The 6,352-nt window shown below is 56.0% G+C and carries 5 protein-coding genes, 1 tRNA gene and 2 rRNA genes; all 8 read right to left on the bottom strand.

Going from position 1 to position 6,352, the window contains the following annotated elements; all coding sequences use genetic code 11:
- Window positions 1-269: 269 nt before the first annotated feature.
- Window positions 270-1,457, bottom strand: coding sequence for an AGE family epimerase/isomerase (locus tag ESZ60_RS20180; protein WP_134682449.1), 1,188 nt, complete (start codon window positions 1,455-1,457; stop codon window positions 270-272).
- Window positions 1,454-2,095 (bottom strand): D-glycero-alpha-D-manno-heptose-1,7-bisphosphate 7-phosphatase, encoded by a 642-nt coding sequence (locus ESZ60_RS20175; protein ID WP_134682448.1) that lies wholly within the window; start codon window positions 2,093-2,095, stop codon window positions 1,454-1,456. The genes ESZ60_RS20180 and ESZ60_RS20175 overlap by 4 nt, the downstream gene beginning before the upstream one ends.
- Window positions 1,993-3,429: a D-glycero-beta-D-manno-heptose-7-phosphate kinase gene (gene rfaE1, locus ESZ60_RS20170; RefSeq protein ID WP_134682447.1), complete on the bottom strand. Its 1,437-nt coding sequence runs from the start codon at window positions 3,427-3,429 to the stop codon at window positions 1,993-1,995. The genes ESZ60_RS20175 and rfaE1 overlap by 103 nt, the downstream gene beginning before the upstream one ends.
- A gap of 44 nt (window positions 3,430-3,473) precedes the next feature.
- The gene (locus tag ESZ60_RS20165; RefSeq protein WP_134682446.1) at window positions 3,474-3,866 is read right to left on the bottom strand and encodes a hypothetical protein; all 393 of its coding nucleotides are present in this window, start codon (window positions 3,864-3,866) and stop codon (window positions 3,474-3,476) included.
- Between the two features lie 146 nt (window positions 3,867-4,012).
- On the bottom strand, window positions 4,013-5,197 hold the full coding sequence (locus tag ESZ60_RS20160; protein ID WP_167620250.1) for a glycosyl transferase family 90: 1,185 nt from the start codon (window positions 5,195-5,197) through the stop codon (window positions 4,013-4,015).
- A 644-nt stretch (window positions 5,198-5,841) separates the two neighbouring features.
- Window positions 5,842-5,918, bottom strand: a tRNA-Met gene (locus ESZ60_RS20155).
- 58 nt (window positions 5,919-5,976) lie between these two features.
- Window positions 5,977-6,091 (bottom strand): 5S ribosomal RNA (rrf, locus tag ESZ60_RS20150).
- A gap of 91 nt (window positions 6,092-6,182) precedes the next feature.
- A 23S ribosomal RNA gene (locus ESZ60_RS20145) occupies window positions 6,183-6,352 on the bottom strand; the annotation flags it as partial.

The raw sequence follows: 6,352 nt of genomic DNA, 5'->3' as shown, positions 1-6,352 counted from the left end.
TGGCTATGGACTTACAACAACGAGCGCCCCAACATGGGCATCGGCGGCATCACACCCGCCCAGAAACTGAAAATGGCTGCCTGAGGTCTACTTCTGCGCCCCGTTAAAACGGGGAGGATTACCGTGTCACCCGCTCAAACACCATCTCGACGTGCGACTCCACGGTCGATTGAATGCGGAACATACGAAAAATCCGACGGCCCAGACAGGGCCGCCGGATTTCATTTCTCAGCAGGATCTTCGTTACCGGAGCAATCCAGGCATGTCGTTCATGCGTCGACGCTCTCGATCGCGTGCAATGCGTCTAGATGCCTGCCCAACTCACCGATGGCGCAGGTGATGTGATAAAGGCTGGACGCACGAGTGGGTTCCGTCATGTCGTGCGGACGGCCGTCAAGACCCAAATGTTCCCACCACGAGCCCGGAACGGGATGCTCGAAATAGCGCCGAAGGCCCTTTGCAGAGCGGGCGGCAAATTCGGCGGCCTGAGCCTTGATCGCCGAGTCGGTCGCCGTAGCGAAGGTGCTGACATGAGCTTTCAGGCGCTCGGTCTGGGGCCACAGCCGGAACAGACCATCACGCAACGTGAGGTCGGCGTTCAGTTCGTTCACGGCCAGATCCTGGGCCGGATCGACTCCACGACCTTCGCCGATCTCAGCAAGCCGTGCGGCCGCAGACAGCGCGTCCGGGCGACGGCGCGAGGCGCCCCAGCGACGCAGCAGCCATGCCCATTCGAACTGGTGACCGGGCTCGACGACGTCCTGCGGCATAGGAAGCGCGTTCCATTCGCCATCGAAATACTCTTTCAATGCTCCGGTGTTCGGATCAAGAAAACGTTCAAGGCAGAGCTCGGCAATATTGTCGCTAAGGGCGGCCCAACCGGGGTCATCCGATAATTCTTCCCAGGCAAGAGCAGCCTCGAAGATATGCATGTGCGGGTTTGCCTTGAGCGGCAGGCTTCTCGGTTGCGATTCTTCGAAACCGGCTTGCGGATGGCTCCATCCGGCGACCATCGCGTCACGCAGATCCGCAGCCCGAGCCGCAAGCGCCGCGTCCCCTCCCCGCATCTCGGTCGCGGCCGCGAGTCCGAAAAGCACGAAGGCATGATCATATAGATCGAAGTCGCGTCGAAGAACTTGACCATCGGCCGAAACCGTGGGCACGACAATTCCTTGGGGGGGAAGGTGGTGCCGGAACAGGTTGGCCAGACCGTATTCCACCATTCCTGCGCCATCGCCTTGCCAGCCCAGACGATCTGCAGTGGCAAATGAGAAAATCTGCCGGGCGGTGACCCGAGCACGCCGGGGATCATCAAGCGGCACGCCCTTTTCGGTCAGCTTCTCAAAGAATCCGCCGGTTTCGCGGTCGGTACCCGTTCCCGCCCACAGAGGCAGCGCATCGACAAAAAGCCAGTCACGTAGCAGGTCATATTCCAATCGAAGCGCGGCAAAGCTCATTTCACAAGTTCCACGTCTAAAAGGGGGGAAAGAAAGTCTTCAAGATTTCCGCCAGAGAACAGCCGTCCCTCGACACCTGCGGAAGCCGCTGCCGCGAGATCACTGTCCTTGTCGCCGACCATCAGACTGCGGCTGGGATCGACGGGCCAAGAGCGCATGAGATCGAACAGCATTCCGGCACCGGGCTTGCGCCAGTCGTTGTCCTTTCGCCATTCCGACAAGGTTGCATCGGGAAGCCAGGGACAATGGCGAAAATCGTCGATCCTGCCGCCGGTGCGAGCGGCAAGATCGTGGCGCAGATGCTCCATCAGTTCCAGGAACTGAGGCTGGGAAAAATAGCCGCGGGCAATTCCTGACTGGTTCGTGACCACGAATACCAGATAGCCCGCGTCATTTGCCACGCGGATCGCCTCGGGAGCGCCGTCGATCCATTCAAACCTGTCAATCGTGCCGACATAGCCGTGATCGTGGTTCAGCACCCCGTCCCGATCGAGGAACAATGCGGGCCGTAACAGGCCCGCCCCGTTTTGCGATGTCACTGGACCGCTTCCACCGCCGCACCGCTGTTGACCCGAGCCACGATTTTCGTCGTGGACCGGCCAGGCATCAGATCCAGCAATACTGTCTCTCCGCCCCATTCACGGATTTCGGATGCACCCACGACCTTGTCGATCGTATAGTCCGAACCTTTGAACAGCCGGTCGGGCCGAGCCGCCAGGATCAGTTCCAGCGGCGTGTCCTCGCTGAACGAGGTAACGCCGTCTACCGGGTCAAGTCCCGAGATGACGGCTGCACGATCCGCAAGCGTGTTGATCGGGCGTGCAGGGCCTTTCAGTCGCGTGACACTGGCGTCATCGTTCAACGCAACGATCAAACGGTCGCAATGGCTTCTGGCCTCGCGCAGCATTCGGACATGCCCCGCATGAAGGATGTCGAAACAGCCATTGGCAAATCCAACCCTTAGCCCGGCGGCCTGCCATTCCCGGATAATCTGCAAGGCTGCGGCGCGACCCAGCACACCACCGGCTCCGCTTTCGACCCGCGTGGCATGTTCGAGTTCGGCATGCGAGCAGGTTGCAGTTCCCAGCTTTGCGACCACGACACCCGCCGCTAGGTTGGCGAGACGCATGGCCTCGGGCACCGGCATCCCGGCCGCAAGCGCAAGCGCCAGCGTGGCGATGACGGTGTCACCTGCCCCGGAAACGTCGAACACTTCCTGGGCAGTGGCTTGCGAAATGACGACCGCCCCTTCGCGCGGGATCAGCATCATGCCTTTCTCGCTGCGCGTCGCGATGACGGCACCGATGTCGACACGAGCCAGCAGGCTGCGCGCAGCCGCTTCGACTTCGGCATCGCTTCCCGTCGGCATGCCCGTCACTTCGGCCAGTTCCGAGGCGTTCGGCGTAATGTAATCAGCGCCGGCGTAACGCGAATAGTCGCGACCCTTGGGATCGACGACACAGAGGGCACCCGCGGCCCTGGCTGCGGCGATCGCCTTGCTGCAGACCTCGGCAGTCAGAACGCCCTTGTTATAATCCGACAGCACCAAGGCGCTTGCCTGCGGCAAGCTGTCGGCGAGGCCGGACAGGATGTCCTCCGCCTCCTTTGCCGTGGCAGGCCGCGGCGCCTCGTCATCCACACGGACGATCTGCTGCTGTTGCGCAATCACGCGCAACTTCACGATCGTTTTCCAGTCCGCACTGCGAACGAGGCGCGCGGGTTCACCTATGACCGAAACCAGATCGTCTCCGGTCCGATCGCATCCGGCAAGACCCAGAAGAACCGGCTTTCCGCCCATTGCCGCAATATTGCGCGCGACGTTTCCCGCCCCGCCCGCCATCATCGTTTCGCGGGCTTTGCGTACCACGGGCACGGGTGCTTCGGGCGACAATCGTCCCGATGAACCATAGACAAACTTGTCCAGAATCACATCGCCGACGACCACCACTCGGTGATCGAAATCAGGAATCATGATAAAAATCGCCTTACTGAAGTCTTGCCGAATCGGCGGGAAGGTTACGGAGCCGGTTGGCGTCCCTCAGCATAGCCAAACGCCAGGAAATGCTGCTGGGCCGAAGCGATTTCTCCGGACGTTACCGCTTCCGCGATGTCAGGATAGGTCTCGAAGTACCACTCCTCGTCGACCTCTACTTCGCCCGGAAGGCGACCTTCGAAGTAGCCGCTGTTGATGAAGTGCTCGCGCCCGCTTTTGACAAGACCTTCACGGACAGCCTCGTCAACGTCGGGATATTGCTTGCGATACCATTCCTCGTCGAACTCGACAGCGGCCAAGATCTTGCGAAGCAGGGCTTCGAACTGGTTGTAGCCTATCTTGACCCAAGGGGCGCCATCATCGCTTCCAAAAACAAAATCATGGTTAAGGCTTGCAAACGGCGGAACGTACCGCATGACAATCATTCCTCGTCTTATTGAAATTTGACTAACTTGACCGTATGCTTCTCAAGATTTGATTGGCAAGTCTCTTGCCGCATTGCAGCAGAAAAATTCACATAAGATCCAGATTGGCGCAGTCGCTGCTTTGATGATCATGAGCATTATGAATGCCCAACCTGAAGCATCAGTCCGAGGCGGCGAACCGCTTGCTGCGCCTCGGTGTGTTCGGGGTGCGACGCCAAGAATGCTCGCCAGTGATCCAGTGCTTTCGCATGAAGCCCCTTGTTTTCTGAGTCCCGTGCAAACAAAATTTCGTGCCAGCCCTGTCTGCCGCTAGAGAGCGCAGACAGCATATCGCGGACATGTTCATGCCGCCCCTGCACGAGGCAAAGCTTTACAAAGCTTTTGAGAAAATTAGGATCTCCATATATGTCTAGCCAATTTGGGAATCTTTTAGCTCCCTCCAGAAACAAATCTTGGGCCGCATTCACGTCACCCTTTTGCTGAAGCTTCTCCGCACGTGCGTAAAGCACTTCTTTTGCGAGCTGGATGGGTAGAAGGGAATCCTGGTCGCCTATCAGGCACACGGTATCAAGATATGCCGTGGCGACCTCCCGAGCAATTTCACCTTCCAGTTGAGGATCCAAGAATCTTTTGATAAATTCCCTTCCATTGCTGGCGATACTCTCGCACTCGCGCGGATGCGATACACACCATTCATAAACCTCATTGAGATCCGAGAGATCATAAGCCACCGGAACGTAATGCTCGAACGGAACCAGAAAGCTTTCGCATGCCCATGATTCACAGACAGGAGGGGGCATGATAACAACTGAATTCGAATACAGCATCCACTTCAGGCCTGTTGCCACATCGTTACCTTCCAGCGACAGCAGGTATTTAGATCTCAGCTGCTCCCCCATTTTTATTGGCGGCTTCAAACGCCCCTTAAGCAGCTCCAGCACCGGCCAGTCCTGCGGAAACTGGACAGTCTGATTAAAGCCGATATCAATATTTTCATTCTTCGGCTTCACCTTATATACATAGGCCCGACTCGAATAAGGCTCATCTCCTTGGGGCAAGAATTTTCCCGTCGTAGCGCCACGCCAAATGAGCTTGTCATCTTTTTGAGAGAATGGAATATCCAAATCTTCTACCAATGAAATATCGCCCCAATGACGATTGTAGTTCAATGGGAGCAAGACACATTGGCTAAAATCCGAAATTTTTCTTGACTTTGTGATGACCGGTACGGGAAGTTCAATACGCAAATCATCAGGGTAAACACAGAAATGCGAATACGGATCGACCTCTCGAAAAATGCGCTGTGCTTGGTCAACATACATATTGTACAAATGGAGAAATCGATCTCTCGAGTATCGAAACGCATACCTATCGAATACTTCCTCGAGTGTCTCTGAGCTTCCGCACAAAACGACATCTGTATTCCGATTGACATCGTACGTCTGTTTTGACCCCTTCCTCAGTCGACCAATATAGTTATTGATCCGCCTGACTTCAAATTCCGTTAAAGGCATTACTTCCCCATTTCATCGGTTTCGCGCTGGAAAGTCCAAGTTTTCCAACAAACGTGCTCATAAATTTGAAGGAGTGCAAGTCAAGACTGAGCATAAATGTGTCGGTCCAAACTCGGTCTCAAATAACTCCCTGTCCAACTCCTAGCACTCTTTAGAAACCTGCGTCTGGCGCGACGTCGACCGATTGACTGCGTGGCCTTAGCCGGACCGAAGTGAACGGAGGTTAGGCTTCGACACTAGTATGGTCAATGAAAAATTCTGCATATGGCGAAGAGACGATGATTCGTCGATTGACGTCATCATTTTCCGCTTCTTTGTATCATGGATTCACTGGCATTAGCTGCTTTCAGCGCGCACAGCAAAAAATGCCCTGCAAAATGCAAGGCGTTGCAGATCGATTGGTTCGCAATGGTTGAACACCGAATTGCGAGCCCTTGTTATCTTTGCAGTTTTGGTTGCGGGAGCAGGATTTGAACCTGCGACCTTCAGGTTATGAGCCTGACGAGCTACCGGGCTGCTCTATCCCGCGCCGTTTTCGCTGGTTTGCAGCGTTTGATCGTTTTCGAGAGATGCTCGCTTCTTTTCAGGTCTGGCGGTGACCTACTCTCCCACGTCTTGAGACGCAGTACCATTGGCGCAACGGCACTTAACGGCCGAGTTCGGGATGGGATCGGGTGTTTTGCTCGTGCTAAAGCCACCAGACCAGAAAAGAAGCGAGATCGGCGTTACCCTTCCGGGTTTCGGTTGTCCAAGGATGCTTTTGGAAGCAAGACAGGTCTGTCTTCTTCCGGATCAAATCAAGCCAATCGAGCCATTAGTACCGGTCAACTGAATGCATTACTGCACTTACATCTCCGGCCTATCGACGTGGTGGTCTTCCACGGCTCTCAAGGGATACCTTGTTTTGAGGGGGGCTTCACGCTTAGATGCCTTCAGCGTTTATCCTGTCCGTTCATAGCTACC

This window comes from Paracoccus ravus (assembly GCF_004522175.1).
Classification (GTDB): Bacteria; Pseudomonadota; Alphaproteobacteria; order Rhodobacterales; family Rhodobacteraceae; genus Paracoccus; species Paracoccus ravus.
This window is presented reverse-complemented; position numbering and strand designations above follow the sequence as displayed.

Bases quoted from the DNA above. Each gene is read 5' to 3' on its own strand.
- ESZ60_RS20180 (WP_134682449.1), bottom strand. From the start codon at position 1,457: ATGAGCTTTGCCGCGCTTCGATTGGAATATGACCTGCTACGTGACTGG.
- ESZ60_RS20175 (WP_134682448.1), bottom strand. From the start codon at position 2,095: ATGGGGCGGAGAGACAGTATTGCTGGATCTGATGCCTGGCCGGTCCAC.
- rfaE1 (WP_134682447.1), bottom strand. From the start codon at position 3,429: ATGATTCCTGATTTCGATCACCGAGTGGTGGTCGTCGGCGATGTGATT.
- ESZ60_RS20165 (WP_134682446.1), bottom strand. From the start codon at position 3,866: ATGCGGTACGTTCCGCCGTTTGCAAGCCTTAACCATGATTTTGTTTTT.
- ESZ60_RS20160 (WP_167620250.1), bottom strand. From the start codon at position 5,197: ATGTATGTTGACCAAGCACAGCGCATTTTTCGAGAGGTCGATCCGTAT.